Source organism: Microbulbifer maximicatervae (SeqCode) (assembly GCF_052467825.1).
In genome coordinates, this window is sequence record NZ_CP174327.1 from 1,438,129 (window position 1) to 1,462,095 (window position 23,967).

Annotated in this window: 25 protein-coding genes; 18 read left to right on the forward strand and 7 right to left on the reverse strand. The window is 48.4% G+C overall.

Features of this window, described 5'->3' with window-relative positions:
• Position 1: 1 nt before the first annotated feature.
• A complete protein-coding gene (gene fmt / locus ACJJII_RS06415; protein WP_444918662.1) occupies positions 2-949 on the reverse strand; it encodes a methionyl-tRNA formyltransferase in 948 nt (315 codons plus the stop codon).
• 75 nt (positions 950-1,024) lie between these two features.
• Complete coding sequence (gene def / locus ACJJII_RS06420) at positions 1,025-1,531, reverse strand: peptide deformylase (RefSeq protein ID WP_444918663.1); 507 nt, start codon at positions 1,529-1,531, stop codon at positions 1,025-1,027.
• Between the two features lie 183 nt (positions 1,532-1,714).
• On the opposite strand from def, the gene ACJJII_RS06425 reads away from it, so the two are divergent.
• The 8 genes from ACJJII_RS06425 (at position 1,715) to ACJJII_RS06460 (ending at position 9,125) form a co-directional block, all read left to right on the forward strand.
• A complete protein-coding gene (locus tag ACJJII_RS06425) occupies positions 1,715-2,797 on the forward strand; it encodes a LysM peptidoglycan-binding domain-containing protein (RefSeq protein ID WP_444918664.1) in 1,083 nt (360 codons plus the stop codon).
• 78 nt (positions 2,798-2,875) lie between these two features.
• On the forward strand, positions 2,876-4,042 hold the full coding sequence (gene dprA / locus ACJJII_RS06430; RefSeq protein ID WP_444918665.1) for a DNA-processing protein DprA: 1,167 nt from the start codon (positions 2,876-2,878) through the stop codon (positions 4,040-4,042).
• Between the two features lie 127 nt (positions 4,043-4,169).
• Positions 4,170-5,603 carry a catalase gene (locus tag ACJJII_RS06435; RefSeq protein WP_444918666.1) on the forward strand — a complete coding sequence of 478 codons (1,434 nt, stop codon included), beginning with the start codon at positions 4,170-4,172 and terminating at the stop codon, positions 5,601-5,603.
• A gap of 295 nt (positions 5,604-5,898) precedes the next feature.
• The gene (locus ACJJII_RS06440; RefSeq protein ID WP_444918667.1) at positions 5,899-6,465 is read left to right on the forward strand and encodes an L-threonylcarbamoyladenylate synthase; all 567 of its coding nucleotides are present in this window, start codon (positions 5,899-5,901) and stop codon (positions 6,463-6,465) included.
• Between the two features lie 27 nt (positions 6,466-6,492).
• On the forward strand, positions 6,493-7,398 hold the full coding sequence (gene hemF / locus ACJJII_RS06445; RefSeq protein WP_444911848.1) for an oxygen-dependent coproporphyrinogen oxidase: 906 nt from the start codon (positions 6,493-6,495) through the stop codon (positions 7,396-7,398).
• Between the two features lie 30 nt (positions 7,399-7,428).
• Positions 7,429-7,878: a DUF6841 family protein gene (locus ACJJII_RS06450; protein WP_413663901.1), complete on the forward strand. Its 450-nt coding sequence runs from the start codon at positions 7,429-7,431 to the stop codon at positions 7,876-7,878.
• Positions 7,875-8,708, forward strand: coding sequence for a shikimate dehydrogenase (gene aroE, locus ACJJII_RS06455; protein WP_444911849.1), 834 nt, complete (start codon positions 7,875-7,877; stop codon positions 8,706-8,708). The genes ACJJII_RS06450 and aroE overlap by 4 nt, the downstream gene beginning before the upstream one ends.
• Before the next feature lie 15 nt (positions 8,709-8,723).
• Positions 8,724-9,125: a hypothetical protein gene (locus ACJJII_RS06460; RefSeq protein WP_282930533.1), complete on the forward strand. Its 402-nt coding sequence runs from the start codon at positions 8,724-8,726 to the stop codon at positions 9,123-9,125.
• A 32-nt stretch (positions 9,126-9,157) separates the two neighbouring features.
• Here ACJJII_RS06460 and ACJJII_RS06465 read toward each other — a convergent pair whose 3' ends face one another.
• From ACJJII_RS06465 to ACJJII_RS06475, 3 genes are all read right to left on the reverse strand, one after another.
• Positions 9,158-9,676: a carboxymuconolactone decarboxylase family protein gene (locus ACJJII_RS06465; RefSeq protein ID WP_413663903.1), complete on the reverse strand. Its 519-nt coding sequence runs from the start codon at positions 9,674-9,676 to the stop codon at positions 9,158-9,160.
• An 85-nt stretch (positions 9,677-9,761) separates the two neighbouring features.
• Entirely contained in the window at positions 9,762-10,676 is a 915-nt protein-coding gene (locus ACJJII_RS06470) for a LysR family transcriptional regulator (RefSeq protein WP_444918668.1), read from the reverse strand.
• Between the two features lie 19 nt (positions 10,677-10,695).
• Complete coding sequence (locus tag ACJJII_RS06475; protein WP_444918669.1) at positions 10,696-11,250, reverse strand: gamma carbonic anhydrase family protein; 555 nt, start codon at positions 11,248-11,250, stop codon at positions 10,696-10,698.
• A gap of 65 nt (positions 11,251-11,315) precedes the next feature.
• Here ACJJII_RS06475 and ACJJII_RS06480 point away from each other — a divergent pair, with 65 nt between their 5' ends.
• The 3 genes from ACJJII_RS06480 to ACJJII_RS06490 are packed head-to-tail and all read left to right on the forward strand — an operon-like array spanning position 11,316 to position 14,505.
• A complete protein-coding gene (locus ACJJII_RS06480; RefSeq protein ID WP_444918670.1) occupies positions 11,316-13,364 on the forward strand; it encodes a M3 family metallopeptidase in 2,049 nt (682 codons plus the stop codon).
• A gap of 35 nt (positions 13,365-13,399) precedes the next feature.
• Positions 13,400-13,678 carry a YheV family putative zinc ribbon protein gene (locus ACJJII_RS06485; RefSeq protein WP_444918671.1) on the forward strand — a complete coding sequence of 93 codons (279 nt, stop codon included), beginning with the start codon at positions 13,400-13,402 and terminating at the stop codon, positions 13,676-13,678.
• Positions 13,675-14,505 carry a hypothetical protein gene (locus ACJJII_RS06490; RefSeq protein ID WP_444918672.1) on the forward strand — a complete coding sequence of 277 codons (831 nt, stop codon included), beginning with the start codon at positions 13,675-13,677 and terminating at the stop codon, positions 14,503-14,505. The genes ACJJII_RS06485 and ACJJII_RS06490 overlap by 4 nt, the downstream gene beginning before the upstream one ends.
• A 211-nt stretch (positions 14,506-14,716) precedes the next feature.
• Here the strand turns inward: ACJJII_RS06490 and ACJJII_RS06495 are convergent, their stop codons facing one another.
• On the reverse strand, positions 14,717-16,003 hold the full coding sequence (locus tag ACJJII_RS06495; protein WP_444918673.1) for an MATE family efflux transporter: 1,287 nt from the start codon (positions 16,001-16,003) through the stop codon (positions 14,717-14,719).
• 952 nt (positions 16,004-16,955) lie between these two features.
• On the opposite strand from ACJJII_RS06495, the gene coxB reads away from it, so the two are divergent.
• Genes coxB through ACJJII_RS06515 form a run of 4 tightly spaced genes read left to right on the forward strand, consistent with a single transcriptional unit; the run spans position 16,956 to position 21,144 of the window.
• Entirely contained in the window at positions 16,956-18,101 is a 1,146-nt protein-coding gene (gene coxB / locus ACJJII_RS06500) for a cytochrome c oxidase subunit II (RefSeq protein ID WP_282930525.1), read from the forward strand.
• A gap of 20 nt (positions 18,102-18,121) precedes the next feature.
• A complete protein-coding gene (gene ctaD / locus ACJJII_RS06505) occupies positions 18,122-19,672 on the forward strand; it encodes a cytochrome c oxidase subunit I (protein WP_282930524.1) in 1,551 nt (516 codons plus the stop codon).
• 3 nt (positions 19,673-19,675) lie between these two features.
• The gene (locus tag ACJJII_RS06510) at positions 19,676-20,248 is read left to right on the forward strand and encodes a cytochrome c oxidase assembly protein (RefSeq protein WP_413663911.1); all 573 of its coding nucleotides are present in this window, start codon (positions 19,676-19,678) and stop codon (positions 20,246-20,248) included.
• A 5-nt stretch (positions 20,249-20,253) separates the two neighbouring features.
• Entirely contained in the window at positions 20,254-21,144 is an 891-nt protein-coding gene (locus tag ACJJII_RS06515; RefSeq protein ID WP_282930522.1) for a cytochrome c oxidase subunit 3, read from the forward strand.
• A gap of 45 nt (positions 21,145-21,189) precedes the next feature.
• Here the strand turns inward: ACJJII_RS06515 and ACJJII_RS06520 are convergent, their stop codons facing one another.
• The gene (locus ACJJII_RS06520; protein WP_413663912.1) at positions 21,190-21,414 is read right to left on the reverse strand and encodes a DUF2909 domain-containing protein; all 225 of its coding nucleotides are present in this window, start codon (positions 21,412-21,414) and stop codon (positions 21,190-21,192) included.
• 32 nt (positions 21,415-21,446) lie between these two features.
• On the opposite strand from ACJJII_RS06520, the gene ACJJII_RS06525 reads away from it, so the two are divergent.
• Genes ACJJII_RS06525 through ACJJII_RS06535 form a run of 3 tightly spaced genes read left to right on the forward strand, consistent with a single transcriptional unit; the run spans position 21,447 to position 23,965 of the window.
• Entirely contained in the window at positions 21,447-22,208 is a 762-nt protein-coding gene (locus ACJJII_RS06525) for an SURF1 family protein (protein WP_444911856.1), read from the forward strand.
• 1 nt (position 22,209) lies between these two features.
• A complete protein-coding gene (locus tag ACJJII_RS06530; RefSeq protein ID WP_444918674.1) occupies positions 22,210-22,848 on the forward strand; it encodes a redox-active disulfide-containing membrane protein in 639 nt (212 codons plus the stop codon).
• A gap of 25 nt (positions 22,849-22,873) precedes the next feature.
• Positions 22,874-23,965: a COX15/CtaA family protein gene (locus tag ACJJII_RS06535; protein ID WP_444918675.1), complete on the forward strand. Its 1,092-nt coding sequence runs from the start codon at positions 22,874-22,876 to the stop codon at positions 23,963-23,965.
• The last annotated feature ends 2 nt before the right edge of the window (positions 23,966-23,967 follow it).

Consider the following 23,967-nt stretch of genomic DNA (forward strand, 5'->3'; position numbering starts at 1 on the left):
ATTATCCCAGTTTGGTACCCGGGGCGAACTGCTCCCGGTAGCCTTTCAAAATTTCTGCTGCGGGAAGCGCTTTTTTACCCGGTAGCTGTATTAATTGGAGGCGCAGGGCCTCGCGGCCGCAGGCCACTAAAATACCTTCGTCGTCACTGGAGAGAATGGTACCGGGCTGATCACTGTGGCAGCCCTGTTCGATGGCGGCGCTATAGATACGCAGGCGCTGCTCGCCCTTCTTGTCCTGATAAGTGCTCCAGCACACCGGGAAGGGGTTAAAAGCGCGTATCAATCGATGCAGTTCAGCAGCGGGGCGCTGCCAGTCGATCTGCGCCTCTTCCTTGGTAATTTTGTTGGCGTAGTTAGCCTGGGTATCGTCTTGTACCTGAGGGTTGGCACTGCCACTTTCCAGTAGAGCCAAGGCCTGGAGGAGGGATGGGCCGCCGAGTTCCGCCAGCTTGTCGTGCAAGCTGCCACCGGTATCGGACTCAGTAATCGCGCAGCGGCTTTCCACCAAAACTGGGCCGCTATCCAGGCCCGCCTCCATTTGCATAATGGCGACGCCACTTTCATTGTCGCCCATTTCCACCGCGCGTTGGATCGGCGCTGCGCCACGCCAGCGTGGCAACAGAGAGGCGTGCACATTGATGCAGCCCAAGCGTGGGGTATCCAGCACCACTTGAGGCAGTATCAGGCCGTAGGCCACCACCACCATAATATCCGCTTCAAGAGCTGCGAGTTCTGCCTGGGCCGACTCATCGCGCAGGCTCAGGGGTTGGTACACCGGGATATTGTGGGAGAGTGCCAGCTGTTTCACCGGACTGGCGAGCAATTTCTTACCGCGCCCTGCCGGCCTGTCCGGTTGGGTGTAAACGGCAATGACATTGTGTTCGCTGTCGAGCAGCGTTTGCAGGTGCACAGCGGCAAAGTCCGGCGTGCCGGCAAAAATAATATTCACTGACTTGCTCTCAAGTAAGGGGGGTGGGAGAGCTGCCGTAGGGCGGCAGCTCCAGGCTCTTGCGGTTGGCGCAGATCAGGCGCGGCGGCGCTGGGACTTTTCCAGCTTGGAGCGGATGCGGTTGCGCTTTAGTGGTGAGACGTAATCCACGAACAGCTTGCCGTCCAAATGATCGACTTCATGTTGGATACAGACCGCCAGCAATCCCTCGGCCTCCAGGGCAAAAGGTTCGCCATTGCGGTCCAGGGCTTTAACACGCACTTTGCGCGGGCGCTCCACCGTTTCGTAGAAACCGGGCACTGACAGGCAGCCCTCGTCGTACTGGTGGATCTCCGGGTCCAGTACTTCGATCTCGGGATTGATAAATCCGAGCGGTTCATTGCCGTCTTCAGAGATATCCACCACCACAATGCGCTCCTGCACATTGATTTGGATGGCGGCGAGGCCGATGCCGGGCGCTGCGTACATGGTTTCAAACATGTCGTCGAGCAGTTGGCGGTGGGCGTCGGTCACTTCAGCGACGGGTTTAGCGACCTCGCGCAGGCGCGGATCGGGAAATTCCAGTATCTCGAGTTTAGCCATAACACCTGTGACAAACTTCTAGTATTCGTTGAACGTGCGCTGATAACATTATGATCGCGCTCAAAATTTACCGAGTGGACCCCTGTTTTTGCTGGCGCTATGCGCCCGGGTCCGGTCTCGCTCCCTTCACGGGAGTGGCCCGGCGCTGAGAATTATAGCGATAAAGAGCATAGGAATGCTTCCATGAAAAAAATTATCCTGGCCGCGATCTCGATGTTAGCGGTTGCCCTTGGTGTCGAAGCACAGGATCAGGTTCGCCTGAACCCCAGTCACCCCGACGCTTATGTGGTGCAAAAGGGCGATACGCTCTGGGATATTTCCAGTCAGTTCCTGGTGCAACCCTGGTACTGGCCGGAGATTTGGCAAGTGAACCCACAGGTGGAAAACCCCCACCTGATTTATCCAGGAGATAGCCTGCGCCTTGTTTATGTCGACGGTCAACCACAGCTACAGCTGCAACGCGGCCCTCGAGCCTATCAACTGTCCCCGGGCGTTGATGACAACCGCCTGTCGCCTTCGATCCGACGCCAGGCAGTTGAGGATGCAATTCCGGCAATTCCGCTAGATGCGATCAATGCTTTTTTATCGCGGACTCGTATTGTAGAGCCCGGTGCTTTTGAGGGGACTCCCTATGTAGTTTCTGGGTCAGAAAATCATATTTTGATGGGTGCTGGAGATATCCTCTACGCTCGCGGTGATTTTGCGGCGCCATTACCTTCGTACGGGCTCTATCGCCCTGGTCCTATTTATACTGACCCAGTATCTGGTGAAGTTCTCGGACGCCAGGCACTTGGCATAGGTGCTTTAGACCTGTTACAGCTGGACCCAGATAGCAGTCCGGATGACAACTCGAACTTTTCGATAGCGACAATGGGCGTGCGCAACACCTCTCGGGAGATTCGCCTTGAAGATCGCTTGATGCCGGTTGAGGAGCGCTCAATTGATGCGCTGTTCCACCCCAGTGCACCGACAGTCACGATTGATGGGTTGATTGTTGGGGTCGATGAAGGGGTGAGCCAGATTGCCAAGTTTGATGTGGTTATCCTTAATTCTGGCAAACGGGATGGCTTGCAAGCCGGCAATGTCCTGGCGATATACAAAGCCGGTTCAACAGTACGTGACCGCATTGCCGGTGACGTGGTGAAGCTTCCCGATACTCGTGCCGGTGAGCTGATGGTATTCCGCACCTTTGAAAAAATGAGTCTCGCTCTGGTACTGGACGCTCGTCGCCCGCTGGCAGTGATGGATATGGTGCGCAACCCTTAAGCGATCCCAGAAAATCTCGCGGCAGGTGTTGCTGTTTGCCCTGTCGCACAACTTTCAAAACAGAAAATGGTAAGTTGCATGGATGCATTGACCGCTACTATGGCGTTGCTGCGTCTCGAGGGAATTGGCCCGGCTCGCTACTGGCAATTACTGGAGCACTTTGCCACTGCCGAAGAGGCTCTCCAGCAGTTTCCTCAACCTCTTCTGCAAAAATTATCACCGCGGGCCCAAATCCAGTGGCGGGAATTTTCCAGCCGATCTGCCGCCAGTGAGCTCGCTGATTGGGTTGAGCGTGAGCGAGCCCGCTGCGCAGACCTGGGCGTGCAGCTGATTTGTCACAGCGATCCCGACTATCCCGCCCTTTTATCGGAGACCTCGCGCCCCCCGCCTGTGCTTTATATCCGTGGTGAAAAAAGCGCTCTAAATCTACCGCAGGTAGCGATGGTGGGTGCCCGTCGGGCGACTGTGGCGGGTCTGGATAATGCCCGGGCCTTCGCCACGGATTTGGCAGGTTCCGGATTTGCTATCACTTCTGGGCTGGCTCTGGGCGTGGATGCCGCAGCTCACCGAGGAGCGCTGCAGGGAGCGGGCTCCACGATTGCAGTTTTGGGTAGTGGAGTTGACCGCATTTATCCAAAACACAATCGCCCCCTGGCGGAGGACATTCTCGCTGCAGGCGGTGCTCTAATAAGCGAATTGCCTATAGGCAGCAGTGCTGAGGCGAAGAACTTCCCACGGCGGAACCGGATTATCAGTGGTCTTTCAATGGGGGTATTACTGGTAGAAGCAGCGATGCGCTCAGGTTCTCTGATTACGGCGCGTTTAGCACTGGAGCAGAATCGTGAGGTTTTTGCGATTCCAGGTTCTATCCACAACCCAATGGCCAGGGGTTGCCACCACCTGATTAAAGAAGGTGCGACACTGGTTGAAACCAGCGCAGATGTAGCCGGCCAGCTCGGCGGTTTACTGGCAGAGCCCACACCCACTGATCTCCCCCCCGGTAAACCACTGCCAGAGCTTCAGCAACATATCATCAGAGCGCTTGTCGGTGGGCCTCGAAGTATCGAGCTATTGTCTCGTGATACCGGGATTGAGGCGGGTGAATTGATGGCCGTATTGATGGAATTGGAGTTAGAGGGCCTGGTGGAGCAACTCACAGGGTCTTACCAGCTAACTCTGAAGGGCAGCCGTTACACGGATGGGGAAAAACTGGCTAAAACTTGTGAGGAGTTAGTGAGTCTCTAAAGGTCTTACTGGGAAGTTACGAAGAGAATTAATCAGAAACTCCTTGTTGATGGTGTAGCCGCCGATCAATTCGCGCTGCTCTGGAGCAGCGTTAATACTCAGTGGATTCCAAAAGTGGAGTCTCATTATGGCGGATAAACCCAAACTCACCACTGATGCCGGCGCTCCGGTTCCCGATAATCAAAATAGCCTTACAGCGGGGCCAGATGGCCCACTATTGATTCAAGATTATCAGCTTATCGAAAAACTGGCGCATCAAAATCGTGAGCGTATACCCGAGCGGGCGGTACATGCCAAAGGTTGGGGCGCCTATGGGGTTTTGAGGGTAACCGGTGATATTTCTAACTACACCTGTGCCCGGGTGCTGCAGCCTGGAGCAGAGACCCCACTGTTGGCTCGATTTTCAACTGTGGCCGGCGAGTTAGGTGCAGCTGATGCGGAACGGGATGTTCGTGGTTTTGCACTGAAGTTTTATACGGAGGAGGGCAATTGGGATTTGGTCGGCAACAATACGCCGGTCTTTTTTGTACGAGACCCCTACAAGTTCCCGGATTTTATCCACACACAAAAACGCCACCCCCGCACTCACTTGCGCTCCCCTACGGCCATGTGGGATTTCTGGTCGCTGAGCCCCGAGAGCCTTCACCAAGTGACCATACTGTTCTCCGATCGCGGTTTGCCCATATCCCCGTTGCATATGAATGGTTATGGCTCCCATACCTTCTCACTGTGGAATCACAATGGAGAGCGCTTCTGGGTCAAATTTCATTTTAAGACTCAGCAGGGACATAGGTACTTCACCAATACGGAAGCTGAAGCTGTGATTGGACGCTCGAGGGAGAGTTACCAGGAGGCGATGTACAGCGCGATAGAAAATGGGGAATGTCCGAAGTGGACATTCCAAGTTCAGGTCATGCCCGAGGCAGACCTTGGCAAAACAAGCTACAACCCCTTTGACCTCACCAAGGTTTGGCCCCACGGTGATTACCCTCCCATCGAGGTGGGAACCATGGAGTTGAATCGCAACCCGCAAGACTACTTTACAGAAATCGAGCAGGCAGCTTTCTCTCCATCCAACATCGTACCGGGTATCAGTTTCTCACCGGATAAGATGCTGCAGGCGCGTATATTCTCTTATGCCGATGCACATCGTCACCGCTTGGGAACTCATTATGAGAGTCTTCCAGTGAATGCACCGCGTTGTCCTGTCCATAATTATTATCGGGATGGTGAAATGAATAGTACGGGTATCCGCAGTGGCAATCCGGATGCCTTTTATGAGCCGAATAGTTTTTCTGGAGCAGAGGAGGACCCAAAAGCGAAAGAACCCCCGTTACCAATATCCGGTGCTGCAGATAGATATGACCACCGCAGAGGTAATGACGATTACAGTCAGGTTCGAGCGCTCTTTGATTTGTTCGACGATGAACAAAAACAGCGCTTATATAACAATATTGCAGAAGCGATGGCGGGTGTACCGGATGAAATAATTAAGCGACAATTGGCTGAGTTCCACAAAGTACATCCCAGCTATGCCGCAGGGGTAAAAATGGCACTTTGAAGAGCGGTTCGCAGGCCCAGTTCAATATAAATTGCCATGGGATTTGCTTTCAAACTGATTACTGAGGTGGGCGAGGGGGTTACGTCTTGTGCGCAGTTGGGCAATCCGCTAGATTGCAGTGGTTTACCTCGATCGGCAGTAAAGTAAGTCGAAAGAGAAGCCTTTTGGAGCGATCCTCGTGGACTTTGACTTCGATCTGCCTGTAGGAAAAGTTGCCTGGCGCCTTGGATAAATTCCATATTCCGTTGCAGCAAGATTGGCAGCGGCCTAAAAATGAAGTAAGACCAGCTTAAAAATGAAGTACTCACCGCTTTCCGTAAGACAGGCTGCCCGCGCCCTGGCAGCGGGTGGTGTTATTGCCCATCCCACTGAATCTGTATGGGGATTGGCTTGCGACCCCAATAACCTGCTGGCTGTCAGGCGCTTGCTACAACTCAAGCATCGCCCACTTGAGAAGGGTTTGATCCTGGTCTCCGGTGACAGAAGACATTTTGATCCGCTCCTTAGAAACCTTAGTGATCAGCAAGAGGAACAGCTGGATTGCAGCTGGCCGGGACCGGTGACATGGCTCGTACCCCATCGGGGCTTAATTCCTGCCTGGGTCTGTGGGGTACATAAATCTGTGGCCCTGCGCTGCACCGATCACCCGTTTACTGCTGCGTTAACACGCGCCTTTGGCGGTGCTATCGTATCCACTTCAGCAAACCCGGCCGGGTCTCAGCCCGCCCGTAATAAGTACCAGGTACTACGCTATTTCGGCCGCGACCTCGACTTTGTCGGAGGCGGCTCGACCGGCGGCCGCAGCGCCCCCAGTGAAATTCGCGATCTGCAAAGCGGCCGTGTGCTGAGGGCGGGTGCCTAACCTCAAACAGAGACGTAGTTTTCGCCTATGAGTGATATCGATACCAAGGAAGTAAAGGCCTATCTACTCGGCCTACAAGACCGTATTTGCAATGCCCTGAGCGAAGAAGACGGTCAGTCATTTCGTGAGGACAACTGGGACAGGCCCGGTGGTGGCGGTGGTCGAACTCGAGTGCTGGAAGAGGGGAATCTGATCGAAAAAGGCGGAGTGAACTTTTCCCATGTTTATGGGGATGGACTCCCGCCTTCGGCCACGGCTAATCGCCCCGAACTGGCCGGTTGTTCTTTTGAAGCAATGGGCGTCTCCCTGGTCATTCACCCGCGCAACCCTTACGTGCCCACTAGCCATGCAAACGTGCGTCTATTTGTGGCGAAAAAGCCAGGAGCTGAGCCCATCTGGTGGTTTGGTGGTGGCTATGATTTGACCCCGTATTACGGCTATCACGAGGATGTCGTACATTGGCACCAAACGGCCAAGCAGGCCTGTGACCCTTTTGGCAGCGAGGTATACCCTCGCTTTAAGCAGTGGTGTGACAAATATTTCTACCTGAAGCATCGGGATGAAGCTCGGGGAGTCGGCGGACTCTTTTTCGATGATTTTAACGAAGGTGGCTACGACAATGCTTTTGCGCTTATGCGCGCTGTTGGCGATAGTTACTTGGAGGCTTATCTACCCATTGTACAGAAGCGCAAAGAGGCTGCTTACGGTGAGCGCGAGCGTGAATTCCAACTCTACCGCCGTGGGCGCTATGTGGAATTCAACCTGGTCTTTGATCGTGGCACTCTGTTCGGATTGCAAAGTGGTGGGCGTACAGAATCCATTCTGATGTCCTTGCCGTCACTGGTGAGTTGGAAGTATGACTGGCAACCAGAGCCGGGATCTGCGGAAGAGAAGCTATACACTGATTTTCTGCCACACAGAGACTGGGTATAGCCAAGCAATTTGTCACAATGGAGGTTTGTTGTGCACCCATCGCGATTGGAAGGAATCAACTCCCTGTTTCTCGATTACAGGCGGCATTTTGAAACGGGAGATGTTGAGCAGATTGCTGACTTTTATCGTTTCCCACTGCACTACTACCGGGAAGATGGCGTAAAGCTCACTGTAGAACGGGATGAATTTATCCAGCAGGTGGTTAAGCTCCTCAATGCTTATCGACGCCTTGGTGTCTGTCAGATTCTCGGCACTGTTACCGAGGTGATAGAGCTGAATAATTACAGCACCCTTGCGAGCTTGCGCTGGACCTTGTTACACCCGCAGGGGGAAGAAAAGGCGGTAGAGCTGTACAGCTCACAAACCCGCTATTTAGTCACCGAAGCTGCCGACGGCCTCAAAATTGACGGTTTAATAATTGTCGATGAAAGTGCCAAGATTCGTGAGGCAGCGAGAGAGCGCAAAAGGGCGGAATCATGAGTGACCGCTATGCGGTGGTGGGTAACCCTATAGAGCACTCCCTCTCACCGGAGATACACCGAGCCTTTGTCACGCAAACAGGCGAGGATATCGATTACAGTAAACTGCTTGCCCCCCTGGATGGCTTTGTTAATTACGCGCGAACTTTTTTTGCTGAGGGTGGTTGTGGCCTTAATGTGACGGTGCCCTTCAAGCTGCAAGCATTTGAGATGGCGGATAACTTGACCGAGCGGGCTGCGTCAGTGGGAGCGGTGAATACCTTGGCACTGACTGAAGGTGGAAAGATTCTCGGCGATAACACCGACGGGGCCGGCCTGGTATTTGATATTTGCACCAACTTGGGCTGGAAAATCAAGGATCGGAAAGTTCTCTTGCTGGGAGCTGGCGGAGCCGCCCGGGGAGCATTGCTGCCAATCCTTGCGGAAAAACCAGCACATTTACATATTGCCAACCGCACCGCAGAAAAAGCGGTACAGCTTGCGGCAGAATTTTCCCAGTTGGGAGAATTAAGTGGTGGCGGCCTGGAGGAATTGAGAGGCTGCTACGACCTGATTATCAATGCGAGTTCCGCAAGCCTTGGCGGTGTGCTGCCGCCGCTTCCTGAAGGCTGTGTCGCCAGTCTTGGTAAAGCTTACGACATGATGTACGCCGCCGAGCCAACGCCTTTTTTACAATGGGCGCGTGGACAGGGCGCAGAGAGTGCTGATGGCCTTGGGATGTTGGTAGAGCAGGCCGCTGAGTCATTTTTACTGTGGCGTGGTGTACGTCCTGAAACAGCGCCGATCATGGCCAAGTTGCGCCGGGACCTCAATCAGACAACCGATAATTAAAAGAGAGAAAGCGTTGTGCGTGATATTGTGCGAAACCTGTCGATTTGTTTTGCTGTGGGGTGTTTCGGTGGGCTCTGCTATGCCGTGGGGCTATGGGCCATGGGGCGGTATGGCTTTACCCAGTTTCTAGGGGTAGATTTGGCGCCATCCCTGAGCAATGCCTACCTGTACCAGCGCGTAGTTTGGGGTGGAGTTTTCGGGTTGCTGTTTTTGTTGCCTTTGCGCAACGCCTGGTTAATACGGGGCTTCCTCTTATCCCTGGTGCCGGCAGGGTTGATGTTGTTGTATCTTCTGCCGCAGAGAGGTTATGACTACGGTGCTCTGGTACTGGGACAAATGACGCCCCTGGTTATCGTTTTGGCTTGTGCCATTGGCGGCATAGGTGCATCGGCACTGCTGCGTCTACAGGGTAAATAGTGAGGAGGCCTTGGTTGCCAAGGCCTACCACATCACTGTTTAAATTCGATCTCAACCAAGCTGCAGCTTTGGGTATATCCCATAGCCCGCTTGATCGTGGGGAAGACTGACGCGGTAGCGACGCTGACCCCCAGCTCGATTCTCTGCCGGTTATCCAGTTGTGCACCTATCCGTTCGTTGAGAACCGGGTCGATTGTTTTGTAGCTGGCCACGGCTGTTGCAAAATCAAAAATGTCCTGCAAGTTCTCAGGCAGGCCGCTGCCGCCTTGGATACAAGCTTTCACCAAGTGGGGTTCAACACCAGCCTCTAGGGCCATACGCACATTCAGTTGCAGGCACATGCCGCAATCAGCTACTTGCATTGCCGCTATCTTACTCACCCAAAAAACATCAATAGGTAAAAACTCCCTATGCATGGATAGGGGCTGAAAATTTCTAAATTTTTCAAAGCCTTCAGGAGAGCCCTGAAGAAACTCGCGCAAGTAGTCCATGTCATAGCGGTACTTTTGGGAGAAGGCCTCCATTTCTTGGAGATATTGCTGTTTGGACATAGTTTGGCTCCTAATCAAGTCGGATTGAGTCACAGACCATCGGCCTACAACGCCAAGTCTTATGTAAAAGCCTGATAGGTAAAAATTAGTTTCTATCGGATATTTCGATAGGTGGGCTGTAAAAGTTACCGTAGAGTCGCCGGGCCTCTCGGGCGAACCATTGCGCAGCTAAGCCTTGTGGCGTCTGCTTGGACCAGAGCAGATCCACACCGAGGCTCCAGGTATTGAGAGAACCGGTTAAGTTGAGCTCAACCAACCTGCCGCTTTTTAAAAAGGGTCGGGCCAGTTCGTAGGGCGCATTGACCCACCCAACCCCCTTACATGCCAGATCCAGGGCCTGTAGCAGAGAATCACTTCGCCAAGTCTGTGCAGAGAGCTGCCAACGGTACCTTTGGGATTCTGGTGCTGTGGTGATCTGTCGGTGCTGGGCCGCTTCATTCAATGAGGATTGTTTTTTCTGGGCCAGGGGATGTTCCGGACAGGCCAGGCTAAGTACCCGCTGTTGTCCCAGGTTACTGGTATCCAGCGAGCTGGGATAGGAATCCCTGGAGGTGACAAAGGCAAAATCGGCTTCACCATGTGTCACCTGCTGGACCGCTTCCTTCCCAGTAACACTGCCGAGCTGAAGCTCAGTATGCGGGAAGCGCTCGCTGAAAGTTACCAGCATATCGTTGAGTCGATCCGGCATTACCAGCTCTTCAAATAATATATTGAGCTGGGGCTCTTCTCCCCGCTGGAAGGAATTTGCCGCCTGTTGGAAGCGCTGCAACTGCCCCAACGATTGACGTGCTAATGGCAGTAATGCCAAAGCGGCGTCGGTGGGTTGGGGATATTTCCCTTCGCGGTTAAAGAGAGTCAGCCCCAGGTCGAGTTCAAGATTTTGAATCAAGCTGCTTACAGAAGACTGAGCCCGGCCCACTTCGCGAGCAACCGCCGAAAAAGATCCGACTTCACAGGAGCGCACAAAAATATGCAGCTGGTCCATATTCAGGTTAAGCATAGCGGGGAGCCGGCTGTCACTATGGTTGCTGTTTAAGGAGATACTGATCTTTCAGTTTCACGTAGTTTTCAGCGGAATACTTAAAGAAAGCCTTTTCCTTGTCAGACAGGGGGCGCGCCTTTTTGCAGGGGGCGCCTACATAGAGATAACCACTCTCCAGGGTTTTACCGGGCGGAACCAGTGCTCCGGCTGCCAGTACGACATCGTCTTCAATAGTGGCTCCGTCGAGAACAATAGATCCGATACCAATTAAGATCCGGTTGCCGATGGTACAGCCGTGCAGGCAGGCTTTATGACCGATAGTGACATCTTCGCCAATAGTCAGCGGCCAACCGTCGGCGTTGAATGGTCCCGCATGGGTGATATGGAGAACGGCCCCATCCTGTACACTGGTTCGCGCGCCGATGCGGATCTTATGCATATCACCGCGCACAACGGCCATGGGCCATACGGAGCAATCATCCCCCAGGGTAACGTCACCAATGACTGCGGATTGCGGATCGATATATACGCTGTCGCCAAGTTCTGGAAACTTCTCGCCGTGGGAATCATCGTGGCTGCGCAGTGGGGACATAAATAAGCTCCTGTACAATGAATCCTCTATCATAGCTTTATCCTAATTCGAGCACAGAGTCTTATATGTCCAATCCACTGTTGAATATCCCGCTGCTGCCGCCTTTTGATAATCTCGAGCCCGAGCAGGTGGAACCCGCCATCGCCGAACTGATTAAAACGTGTGAGCAAACCCTTCAACAGGGATTGGAGACCCCCAGCTGGGATAATACGCTGGTGCCTCTGGAACAGGCGGAAGATCAGCTAAATCGAGCCTTCTCCCCAGTCAGTCACCTGAATAGCGTTCTAAGTGGCCCCTGGCGGGCGCCCTTTGAGGCCGCTTTAGCCAAAGTGACGGCTTACTGGACAAAGCAGGGGCAAAATCGCGAACTTTACGACCTGTACCTCCAATTAATGCAGTCGCCCGAATTTGCAAACTGGCCACAGGCACGCAAGAAGTCTTTGGAGCTGGGAGTCAGAGACTTTGAACTTGGTGGTGTAGGCCTTGAAGGAGAGGCCCGTGAAAAGTTTGCCGCTAACAGTCAGCGTTTGGCGGAGTTATCCAGCCAATTTGCCAACAATGTCCTCGATGCAACTAATGCCTGGACCTGGCATACGAATGATGAAGTTCAGCTTCAGGGGCTTCCTCAAACTGCTCTTGCCGCTGCACGGAATGCAGCTGAGGCAAAAGGCCTCGATGGGTGGTTGATTACCTTAGAGGGGCCCAGCTTTCTCGCTGTTATGACCCACGCTGAAAATAGATCTCTGCGTCGGGATGTCCATTTGGCTTTTGTTAGTCGAGCATCCGAAGTTGGTCCCCAGGCAGGTGAATACGATAACTCCGAAGTGATGGAGGCAATTCTCGCATTGCGCGCTGAACAGGCCAGTTTACTGGGAATGAACAGCTATGCGGAGCTGTCATTGGCCACCAAAATGGCTCCAAATACAGAGCGGGTTTTGGAATTTCTACAGGATCTGGCTGAACGAGCCAGGCCAGCTGCCCAACGAGAAATGGCTGAGCTGAAAGCGTTTGCTGCAGACCAACTCAGTATTGAAGAGTTGCAACCATGGGATGTGGCCTGGGCCGCAGAAAAGCTCAAACAGCAGCGATACGCCATCAGCCAAGAGGAATTGAGGCCCTATTTCCCTTACTCCAAAGTCGTTGACGGCCTCTTTACTGTGGTGGACAAATTATTCGGAATCACAGTTGAAGAAGATACCAGCGTTGCTACTTGGCATGCCGACGTGCAGTTCTTTTGGCTGCTGAGAGATGGCGAAAAGATAGCTGGTTTCTATTTGGATGCGTTCGCGCGTGAGAAAAAACGTGGCGGGGCCTGGATGGATACAGTAAGTAGTCGTCGCCACACGCTCAACGGACTCCAGTTGCCTATAGCTTATCTAGTATGTAATTTCAGTCCGGCTGCAGGTGATATCCCCTCACTTTTAACCCACACGGAAGTAACCACTTTATTCCATGAATTCGGCCATGGCCTCCACCATATGTTGACACAGATTGATGTGGCAGCAGTTTCTGGTATTAATGGTGTTGCTTGGGATGCGGTGGAAATGCCCAGCCAATTTCTGGAAAATTGGTGTTGGCAACCCCAGGCTATTTCCATAATTTCTGCACATTTCGAAACTGGAGAGGCCCTTCCCGAAGCTTTACTGAATAAAATGCTGGCAGCGAAAAATTTCCAGTCTGCCATGTTTACAGTACGCCAGTTGGAGTTTGCACTTTTTGATTTTCGCCTCCATGCCAGCGAAGAGGCATTGACCGCCGATAAAGTTCAGGTTTTACTGGATCAGGTACGAGCAGAGGTTGCTGTTGTGCCTATCGCCGCAGAAAACCGCTTCCAAAATGCTTTTAGCCATATTTTTGCTGGTGGTTATGCCGCAGGATATTACAGCTATAAATGGGCAGAAGTGCTTTCGGCAGATGCTTTTTCTCTATTTGAGGAAGATGGTATCTTTAATAGAGAGACGGGAAATAAATTTCTGCACAGTATTTTGGAACAGGGTGGTAGCCGTGATGCGTTGGAGCTGTTTGTTCAATTCCGTGGACGAGAGCCGCAAATTGATGCCCTATTGCGTCACTCTGGTATCGAGCAGCAAGAGCTGAATATCAGTCCTGTGTAACGGATAAGTCAATCATGAAATATTGAGTAGTAGTCATGATGAAGAAAGAAGATTCGGCTGAGTCTGGTAAGATCGTTAAAAAACGCTTTATTGCAGGGGCTGTGTGCCCCCGCTGTAGCGAAATGGATAAAATTATTAACTATCACAAGGATGGGAAAAATTATAGGGAATGTGTTGCCTGTGGGTTTAAGGATGAAATTCGATTGCAGTCAGCGCCAACAGAACTGTCTACTCGTGTTAACCAAGATACAGAGAAAGATATTAACGAGGAGCCAGTGAAACTTATCCAACCCACAAGTAGCCGTAAAAAGTGAAAAAAATATTTTTTATACTGGTGGTTTTTATTGCGGTTGCGATCATAGGTCTCTATGGCCTTGATCGCTATCGAAAAAAAACAGAGCAGCAGAGAGAACAAGTTGCCTACCTATTGGCGAGCTGTGTGAATCAGGGGATACTTACGTTATTCCGTTTACAAGCTAATGACTGGAAAGCCCATCCAGATTTTTACATTGAAGAGGAAAATAGGTTGGGAGTGGCTGTAAAAGCTTTACCTGATCAAATCCTTAAAGGAAAATCTTTTGAAAAGTGGAGACATGCAATAAAGATTTGTGACAAGCTCACAAGGAATAGCAATTTGCAACATGTCACTATTTTTCGCCCCCTGGGCGATTTCTCCGAAAAGGAAATCTCCAATATATATACCTTGAAAGATCGCGGTGCTCTGCGGAAGCGGGAAAAGACTATTCACGCACTATATGAATCAGCAGAAGCTGCTGCTCGCTATATGAAAGACCTAAAGCGTGATATCAACACGCAATTAAAAGCCTTTCGTTTTTCAGATGAAGAGCGCGAATTAACTCTTCAAAGAATCAGTTCTCAGGTTTTAGATAATTACCAACAAGGTAATTTTTCCAAAAAGCAGGCAGATACCTATCTGGAAAGGGTATCCCTTTTTTACAAAACCATGGCCGAGAACCCAAAGTCCTACAGTGTCCGAAACGGCAGCCTATATTTTTATAGCCAAGAATTAAAGCAGAAGGTTGAAGACTTATATAATGCTGTCATCCAGGGAGAAGGAGCGTTTTATGGAAATTTTAAGCAAATTTTAGTGCAAAAACAGGTGCGGTCTTCAAGCTATTAAAAATGTGAGCGGGCTTTATTATTTGTTGCTTTGCCCGCTCATTATTTACCAACCTGAGATTATAGCTTTAAATGTGTTTGTAGCATCATAAGAGATTTACTATTTTGATAGTGAGTAATCCTGACTGAAATAGTTAATTTCTCAATCTCAAAATTTGTCATATTCTGTTATTTATACATTAAAAAATAACTCTAAATATCCTGCCACAGTTTTACTGTAATTTACGTATCCAGGAATTGGTTACAGTGTAGTATTGAAAATATACTATGAGTCCTAAAGATCGTGCTCCGATCCATAAAAACAAGCTGAACCATATGCCTGTATTCCCCCAATCCCTTGTAAACCACCAGGCGGGAAAGAAAACCAGTACTGAGGCTATAAACATAGTATTACGCATATCGCGACTTTTCCCAGCACCGATAAAAACACCATCGAGCTGATAACTCCAAACCGCTAATAAAGGTAGTGCACAGAGCCACCAATATACCTGTTCCGCTTGGTGGATTACTGGTTTGATATCTGTAAATAAGGATAGAATCAAGGGTTTCCCTGAAACTAGTACCAGCGTAATCAGGACAGCGCTTCCCAGGGCCCACAAACCTGCACTGCGAACGGTATTTCTGAATAGAGCCGTTGATCTCTTTGCCATGGATTCCCCAACCAAGGCCTCGGTAGCATGAGCAAAACCATCCAGGGCATAGGAAGTCATCATTAATAACTGTATAAGAATAGCATTTGCAGCAAGTACATTATCACCTTGGGCTGCCCCTTGTGCAGTAAAAAAAGTGAGTGTTAGCAAGAGCAAACAGGTTCTTATAAATAAGTCTGTATTTATCTTTAAAAGATTGATCCATGGGGATGAATCGATCCAGGGGAGAAGTTTCTTCTGCCCAATTTCTTTGTGTATATAAGACCAGATATCAACATGAACCCTGGTAAGAAGATATAGACCCAGTAGAAATGCAAAAATATCAGCGAGTACCGTTGCCGCTGCTGCACCTTTTGCCCCTAGGCCCAGGCCAAGGATAAATAGGAAATCGAGGGCTATGTTCAGAAGATTGGCAGCGAAAAGTATATATAGAGGCGCACGGCTATCTTGTCGACCAATAAAAAAACCCAGAATGGCAAAGTTTGCCAGAGCCAGGGGGGCAGATAACAGACGTATTTGTAGGTAGGCCAGTGCGTGGGGTTGTGCTTCCTGACTGGCATTCATCCACTCAACGATATAGTAGATTAAAGGAGAGGCAACAATAAACAGAGTGATTCCCAACCCCATGGCTAATACTAGTGCACGTACTAACCATTGAATCCCAAGATCTGTACTCCGAGCCACCAGTCCGGTAGTACCCATGCGCAGAAACCCAAATGCCCATAGAAGCATCGACATTACGCTAGCCCCGATAGCTACACCGGATAGGTACTCTGCAGATGGGAGGTGACCAAGAATTGCGGTATCTACTATCCCGAGTAATGGCACTGAAATATTACTCAGTATCATTGGCCAAGCCAGATTCCAGACGCGAGACATAGGTTGGGATTCAAGTTTTGTAGAAGAAGGCATAAGTCATAACAACTAGCGGATAGATTGGCTTCTAGCCGAAATCGGAAAAAGAAAAGCTGTGCAGGCGGATTCTACCAATGGTAACAGTACAGAGCTGATAAGATCCTTTTCCTAAATCGGTCTCCCAATACTGCTATTAGCAATTCATTTCGTAACGCTTACAAAATCGAAACGAAATATTTGGCGGAAAAATCATTTTGATTGAGTGTAGATAGTACAGGATTCTGTATTGATCTGCCTGATAATCCTCAAGCTTATCGAAACTAATCTGCCTTGGTTGTGTGAAGCAGTCAGAATTTAGTATTAGAGATTAAAAATCGTTGCCAATCTGTGTAAAAGTAATCAGGGGCACTTGAACCCGAGGATTTATACTTCTCTTGGCAGCATTATTAATGCTTGATTAGTTGTCATCTTTCACCAAATAAATTGCCATGTCTCTATTTGGAGCGACTTTTTTCTACTTGTGGAAAAGTATCCTATCAAAGTGGTTAAATTTATTTGTTAATCACCGAATTTTTTCATAAAGCAGCAACGTTATTCAAAAATGATCCCGATTGACTTTTTCTTGTCGATGTGTTCCTTTTGTACCTGCAGTAGTTGCGACAAATAAAGAAACTGGTTGTTGGTTGTACCTTTCCGGACGACGGCATCTGGAGTAAAAAATCTTTTACTAAGAATAACAAGTTGCACTGACGGCAGTAACGCGAGGTGGTCTCCTCGCCCAGTGTATGTAGTCTTGTGTTACTACAGTATGTCCACAAATTTTGTGTGGAATTAATCCTGTTAGGCAGTTGATACAGGTAAAATTCGCTTATCCGTGAAGGCCAGTGGCCAAAATAAAAATTACGGGTTTCCCTGAGAGACCCGCAACCACGGAGATCTGTAGGCGATGTTGAAAGGCTTTGATCGGCTGTTCGCCTTGCTGGCTACTTCGCTATCTGCACAAGCGGTGTTAGCGAATGAGCAGGACGTTGAGCGCTGGGGGGTTAATATGCCCCAGGGGGTGACAGAAGTCGCCCAGACCACCTACGAGCTACACATGCTGATCTTTTGGATTTGTGTGGCTATAGGGGCATTGGTGTTCAGCATCATGTTCTACAGCATGTGGCGGCACCGCAAAAGTAAGGGATACCAAGCGGCCCAATTTCATGAGAGCACGGTTGTGGAGTTGGTGTGGACTATTATTCCCACCGTCATCCTGATTCTGATGGCGATTCCGGCCACCAAAACGCTCTATGATATTTACGATACTGAGGAAGAAGATCTCAATATCGTAATCACCGGTTATCAATGGAAGTGGAAATATGAATATCGGGGCACTGATGTTTCATTCTTTTCCAGCTTGTCCACTCCCAAAGCTCAAATTGATAACCTTCAGCCTAAGGGTGCTAACTACCTCCTAGAAGTCGATGAGCCCCTGGTTGTTCCTATCAAGAAAAAAATACGCTTCCTGATTACTGCCAATGATGTGATACATGCGTGGTGGGTCCCAGATCTAGCCGTTAAAAAAGATGCTATCCCCGGTTTTATCAATGATGCCTGGACGCGTATTGAGGAGCCGGGAATATATCGCGGACAGTGTGCTGAATTGTGCGGAAAAGACCATGGCTTTATGCCTATTGTTGTGAAGGCAGTGCCACAGGCGGAATACGATGCCTGGCTGAGTTCTCGTGCAGCAGAAGCCATGAAAATGCGTGAACTTACAGCGAAGACATTTACCTTCGAAGAGCTTTTTGCTCAGGGTGAAAAAGTCTATACACGCACATGTGCCGCCTGCCACCAGCCGAACGGGCAGGGAGTACCCGGAGTATTCCCGGCAATTGCTGGATCAAAAATTGCTACCGGTCCCCTCAATGGCCACTTAGATATCGTTATCGACGGTTCTACGGTAAACCCCGCAATGCAGGCTTTTGGTGAGCAGCTATCAGAAGTGGATCTGGCTGCGGTAATTACTTACCAGCGAAACGCTTTCGGCAATGAGATGGGTGATACCGTCCAACCCGTAGATATCCTCAACTTTAAGAATAAGCAGTAAGCGCCCGGAGGAATTTAAGAATGGCACATGGTCCTCAGCCCGGTATAAAGCGTTGGCTCTATACGACCAACCACAAAGATATAGGCTCTATGTATTTGTGGTTTAGTTTTGCGATGTTCCTGCTCGGCGGATGTATGGCATTGGTTATACGCGCTGAATTATTCGAGCCCGGTTTGCAAATTGTACAGCCGGAATTTTTCAATCAAATGACCACTATGCATGGTCTGATCATGGTATTTGGTGCCGTAATGCCGGCTTTTGTGGGGTTGGCTAATTGGATGATACCAATGATGATTGGTGCGCCAGATATGGCACTGCCAAGAATGAATAACTGGAGTTTTTGGATTTTGCCCTTTGCTTTCGCAATGTTGGCATCGACCTTATTTATGGAAGGGGGAGCGCCTAATTTCGGTTGGACATTTTATGCACCACTTTCAACGGAATATGCGCCACCCAGCGTAACTTTCTTCATTTTTGCCATTCATATTATGGGTGCCTCGTCCATCATGGGTGCGATCAACATTATCGCTACCATTTTGAATATGCGTGCTCCTGGTATGACCTTGATGAAAATGCCGTTGTTTGTATGGACCTGGCTGATCACTGCTTACCTTTTGATTGCGGTAATGCCGGTGTTAGCCGGAGTAGTGACCATGATGTTGATGGACATTCATTTTGGCACAAGTTTCTTCAGTGCAGCCGGTGGCGGTGATCCGGTTTTATTCCAGCATGTGTTCTGGTTCTTTGGACACCCGGAAGTCTACATCATGATTTTGCCGGCCTTTGGCATTATCTCTGCAATTATTCCCACCTTCGCTCGTAAGCCTCTTTTTGGATACAGCTCGATGGTATATGCAACCGCAGCAATTGCATTCCTGAGCTTTATCGTATGGGCGCACCATATGTTTACCGTGGGAATGCCGATTGCTGGTGAGCTGTTCTTTATGTACGCCACAATGCTGATCGCTGTACCTACAGGAGTGAAGATCTTTAACTGGGTATCCACCATGTTCCGGGGATCCATGACATTTGAAACCCCGATGCTTTTTGCAATTGCATTCATCATTCTTTTCGCCATCGGTGGATTCTCTGGTCTGATGCTAGCGATTGCGCCTGCAGACTTCCAATATCACGATACGTACTTTGTGGTTGCCCATTTCCACTATGTGCTGGTTCCTGGTGCAATCTTCTCAATTACTGCTGGTGTTTACTATTGGTTGCCCAAATGGACTGGCCATATGTATAGCGAAGTTATGGGCAAGGTACATTTCTGGCTGGCATTTATTGGTCTCAATGTAACTTTCTTCCCAATGCACTTTGTTGGCTTGGCCGGCATGCCACGTCGGATACCTGATTACGCACTGCAATTTGCGGATTTCAATCAAATATCCAGTATCGGTGCCTTCCTGTTTGGCGCTGCACAAATAGTATTTTTGTTTAATGTGGTACGAACTGTAATGGGCGGGAAAAAAGCATCCGATCAGGTTTGGGATGATCCTGAGGGACTGGAATGGACGGTTGCTTCCCCTGCCCCATATCACACGTTTAGTACGCCACCGGTTGTACGCTAACCTATGAAAGTTGGAGCAAATGCAAAGGTAACTATCAAGCTGCTGGCCGTGGCGACCAGCATGCTGGTATTTGCAATTTTCATTATGCCGCCTATTTACGATGTCTTCTGTGAAATCACAGGACTCAATGGTAAAACCGGTGGTCGTTATGAAGCTATGCCAGCTGCGGTTGATAAAAATAGGCTGGTCACAGTGCAATTTGTGGCAAACAATAATGAAAATATGCCATGGGAATTTCGCCCGAGTGTGATGTCTTTGAAAGTACACCCTGGAGAAATTAAAGATACTGTTTTTATTGCAGAAAATAAGACATCTAGGGATATGGTTGGTCAGGCAATTCCCAGTATGGTTCCTTTCAAAGCTGCTGAGTACTTTCATAAAACAGAGTGTTTTTGCTTCAACCAGCAAGAATTAAAAGCGGGAGAGACTGCAGAATTACCACTACGTTTTATTGTGGATCCAGATCTTCCCGCAAGTGTTAATACTGTAACGCTTTCCTATACGTTGTTTGATGTAACGGAAAGGTTTGCCAATAAAACCGATAAGAATGATATCGACCCCGAGCGAGAGGGATAAAAATTATGGCTAGTGAAAGCAGTTATTACGTGCCCGAACAATCCAGGCTGCCAATTTTTGCGACGATAGGTCTATTCCTAATAGCGTTCGGCGCAGCAAATTGGATTAATGGAGGAAGCTCTTATATTTTCTTCACCGGTGCGTTAGCGATGGCCGCAGTTTTGTGGTTTTGGTTTGCTGCCGTAATCAAGGAGAATATGGCAGGGCTCAACAGTGAACAGTTAAAGAGATCATATGTTTGGGGGATGGGCTGGTTTATATTTTCTGAGGTGATGTTTTTTGCTGCATTCTTTGGAGCACTTTATTACATACGCAATTTTACAGTTCCCTGGCTAGGTGGTGAAGGTGATCGTGGAATTTCCAATATGCTTTGGGAGGGATTCGAAAGTAGCTGGCCCCTATATGTGACTCCTGACGCCGCAGCAAACGGAGAAACGGCAAAATTTATGGGGCCTAAAGATGTGATAGACCCATGGCACTTACCACTATGGAACACCATCATACTTCTCACTTCCAGTGTAACTGTACACTTCGCACATGTTTTCCTGAAAAAGAATCAAAGAAAAAATTTCAATATATTACTGGCAATCACTGTAGCATTGGGTGGGGCGTTTATTTTTCTACAAGGTAAAGAATATTACGAAGCCTATCAACACCTGGGGTTAACACTTGAGTCAGGAATCTATGGTACAACATTCTTTATGCTGACCGGATTTCATGGTGCTCATGTCACACTCGGTACAATTATGTTGTTGATCATGTTGTTAAGGTCTGTGATAGCCAATCATTTTAGACCTGATGATCACTTTGGCTTTGAAGCAGCAAGTTGGTATTGGCATTTTGTCGATGTAGTTTGGGTCGGGCTGTTTATATTTGTATATGTTCTAGGTGCTTAATGTGGGCAAGGCTTTCTATCGTATTAATAGAAAGCCTTTGTTTTCTTAATATTTATCAGCCCAAGGTGCCGTTTTTGCCAAAATGCCACTTTCAAAGCCGTACCAAATGGCAAGAAGTAAGAGTGACGCTAGGAGTATTCTAATACCTAATGCGTAGAGTGTGCGCTTGGATTGAGGTGTTCCCATATCTCTAAGTAGAAAAAAAAGTGCACTTGAAAGACTGGCAAGTACGGAAAGGAATAGGACAACAATAACAATCTTTAGCCACATTTTATTATTTTCCATTATTTATGTAGTTGCGCATGATAGTAGATATTCCATCAGCTTCTGCGAAAGATATCAGTTTACCACTGATTCGCAATTGGCCCATCACGATATTTTCTCTGGGTGCATTCATCCTTTTTATCTTTTTAGGATTGTGGCAGCTTGATAGAGCAAAGCAGAAAGTCGAACTTATACAAAAGGTAGAGAGTAGGCTCTCTCTGCAACCGCAGGAAATCTCAAATCTAAGTTCTTATCAAGAGTATGCGTCTGTAACTTTAGCGGGAGTTTTCCAGAAGGAAATATATTTTCTGGATAACAGAACAAGAAACGGTCGTGTTGGATATGAAGTACTACAAGTATTTTCAACAGAAAGTACTGATTGGCTTATCAATAGAGGTTGGATTCCCTCTACTGGCGACCGAGATAGCTTACCTGAAGTAACAGCTTCACTTGATGTGAAATCACTTCAGGGCTACTTATACCCTATCGATACTGAAACCTCCTTGAGTGTTAGTCTAGACCCGGTTTTTAATAATAGAATTCAACAAATAAATTCAAATTTCATTGAGACTATAGGCTTAGTTAACAGTGGATGGTCGATCCGTTTGTTTGCGGATTCAGGTGCAGCTTTAATTACTGATTGGAATTTTTTCAATAGTGGCCCTGAAAAACATCAAGCGTATGCTTTCCAGTGGTTCACGATGGCAATAGCTGTCTGGCTTTTATGGGCTTATTCAGCCACAAATATTATTTTTAGATTACGTCGTAGATTGAGTAGAAGTTTGAAAAAGGAGTTTTAAAATGAAATCAAATAGTCAGCCAGTTTCACCTGAAAGAAATCTGAGCAAAAGGAAGCCAGCGAATAAAATCATTCAAGGACTCTCAGTGCTAGCATCCGTCGTACTCCCAATTACAGCTGCCTATGTCGTTTACTATACGGGCTTAGGCATGCCTAAAGAGACGATTAATCAAGGTGAATTATTGCAGCCCCCATTTGATATCACTGAAATAAAAATCACCTTTCAAGGACAACAGCAATCCCTGGCACAAGAGGGAGAATCAAAATGGCGATATCTAATATTAAGTGACAGTGATTGTGGTAAAGATTGTGAAGATCTCTTGTATATAAGTAGGCAGGTTCATATTCGGCTGGGGGAAAAAGCTCATAGGGTTGAGAGGTTACTGGTGGTTGGTGATAGTTTGGATGAAAAACGACAAGAACAAATACAAATTGAGCATCCGAAACTAAAAATAGTGAATTTGGATGATGAAAACTTTAAGCAGTTGGTACAGAAAACTGATCATGACGGTGTGACTTCAACCAAGGCGTTGCTGGTTGATCAGGAGGGTTATGCAATGATGGCCTATGATCGGCAGCATAGCGGAAACCAATTGCTTAAAGATATAAAAAGATTATTGAAGTACTCCTACGAGCAATAAGATTAGTATTCGGAGATTTTCAGTAGTGTCTAAACAAGAAACCCCTAAGAATTGGCGACATATCATTACCTGGGCGGCCTGTATTCTCGCTGTCGTAGTTGTTGTTCTAGGTGCATTTACTAGACTGGTGGATGCTGGTTTGGGATGTCCAGACTGGCCCGGTTGTTATGGTCATCTCACCTGGCCGAACGATATAAAAGAAATTAAAACGGCCAATATGATTTTTCCGGACTCTCCGGTAGATGTCAGTAAAACTTGGCCGGAAATGGTCCATCGATACTTTGCGGGAACTTTACTTTTATTCGTTGGATTGCTCACTTATCTTGCTTGGAGAGATCGGCAAGCCCCAACCTTTAAGCAAACACATATTCTTTTAATTATTATTATACTGCAAGCTGCTTTTGGGATGTGGACGGTAACCTTGAAGCTTTGGCCGCAGGTAGTTACTGCTCATCTATTAGGTGGAATGGCAACATTATCTATGTTGTGGATTCTCTGTGAAAGGTTGGCTGATAAACCTAGACAATTACATGGGAGGTATTTACCGAGAATAAGGCGACTACGGCTACTTGCTCTGACTGCAGTTGCAATAGTAATTCTACAGATTGGACTCGGCGGTTGGACCAGCTCTAATTACGCAGCTTTAGCCTGTCCAGATTTTCCAACTTGTCATAACCAATGGTGGCCACAGGCAAACTTTGTGGAAGGCTTTAATATTTTTCAACAAATTGGTCCAAATTATTTAGGTGGTGCATTAGAGAATGATGCACGTACAGCCATACATCTTGCCCATCGTATTGGAGCACTGATTACAACAGCAATTATACTTATTCTTTCAGTTTTAGCTTGGAGATATGGATTGAGAGGTTGGTCATTATGGCTTACCGGGGTACTACTTCTTCAAGTCAGCTTGGGAATAGCAAATGTTGTTATGTCTCTACCATTATGGATTGCTGTGGCACACAATGCTGGTGCAGCTCTTCTACTTCTTAGTTTGCTAACTTTTTGTTATCGAATATACACAATGAATGCCGTCATTATAAATAAACAAGAGGCAGTCGATGTGGAAGTAATAGAGCGGGGAGAAGGTTTAACAACCGTATCCAATCTTAATTAGAT

Coding starts and splice junctions, on each gene's coding strand:
- ACJJII_RS06425 (WP_444918664.1), top strand. CDS start 1,715: ATGAAAAAAATTATCCTGGCCGCGATCTCGATGTTAGCGGTTGCCCTT.
- ACJJII_RS06435 (WP_444918666.1), top strand. CDS start 4,170: ATGGCGGATAAACCCAAACTCACCACTGATGCCGGCGCTCCGGTTCCC.
- ACJJII_RS06475 (WP_444918669.1), bottom strand. CDS start 11,250: ATGTCCCCACTGCGCAGCCACGATGATTCCCACGGCGAGAAGTTTCCA.
- ACJJII_RS06495 (WP_444918673.1), bottom strand. CDS start 16,003: ATGATACTGAGTAATATTTCAGTGCCATTACTCGGGATAGTAGATACC.
- ctaD (WP_282930524.1), top strand. CDS start 18,122: ATGGCACATGGTCCTCAGCCCGGTATAAAGCGTTGGCTCTATACGACC.
- ACJJII_RS06510 (WP_413663911.1), top strand. CDS start 19,676: ATGAAAGTTGGAGCAAATGCAAAGGTAACTATCAAGCTGCTGGCCGTG.
- def (WP_444918663.1), bottom strand. CDS start 1,531: ATGGCTAAACTCGAGATACTGGAATTTCCCGATCCGCGCCTGCGCGAG.
- dprA (WP_444918665.1), top strand. CDS start 2,876: ATGGATGCATTGACCGCTACTATGGCGTTGCTGCGTCTCGAGGGAATT.
- ACJJII_RS06520 (WP_413663912.1), bottom strand. CDS start 21,414: ATGTGGCTAAAGATTGTTATTGTTGTCCTATTCCTTTCCGTACTTGCC.
- hemF (WP_444911848.1), top strand. CDS start 6,493: ATGAGTGATATCGATACCAAGGAAGTAAAGGCCTATCTACTCGGCCTA.
- ACJJII_RS06440 (WP_444918667.1), top strand. CDS start 5,899: ATGAAGTACTCACCGCTTTCCGTAAGACAGGCTGCCCGCGCCCTGGCA.
- coxB (WP_282930525.1), top strand. CDS start 16,956: ATGTTGAAAGGCTTTGATCGGCTGTTCGCCTTGCTGGCTACTTCGCTA.
- ACJJII_RS06480 (WP_444918670.1), top strand. CDS start 11,316: ATGTCCAATCCACTGTTGAATATCCCGCTGCTGCCGCCTTTTGATAAT.
- ACJJII_RS06485 (WP_444918671.1), top strand. CDS start 13,400: ATGATGAAGAAAGAAGATTCGGCTGAGTCTGGTAAGATCGTTAAAAAA.
- ACJJII_RS06525 (WP_444911856.1), top strand. CDS start 21,447: ATGATAGTAGATATTCCATCAGCTTCTGCGAAAGATATCAGTTTACCA.
- ACJJII_RS06515 (WP_282930522.1), top strand. CDS start 20,254: ATGGCTAGTGAAAGCAGTTATTACGTGCCCGAACAATCCAGGCTGCCA.
- ACJJII_RS06470 (WP_444918668.1), bottom strand. CDS start 10,676: ATGCTTAACCTGAATATGGACCAGCTGCATATTTTTGTGCGCTCCTGT.
- ACJJII_RS06530 (WP_444918674.1), top strand. CDS start 22,210: ATGAAATCAAATAGTCAGCCAGTTTCACCTGAAAGAAATCTGAGCAAA.
- aroE (WP_444911849.1), top strand. CDS start 7,875: ATGAGTGACCGCTATGCGGTGGTGGGTAACCCTATAGAGCACTCCCTC.
- ACJJII_RS06465 (WP_413663903.1), bottom strand. CDS start 9,676: ATGTCCAAACAGCAATATCTCCAAGAAATGGAGGCCTTCTCCCAAAAG.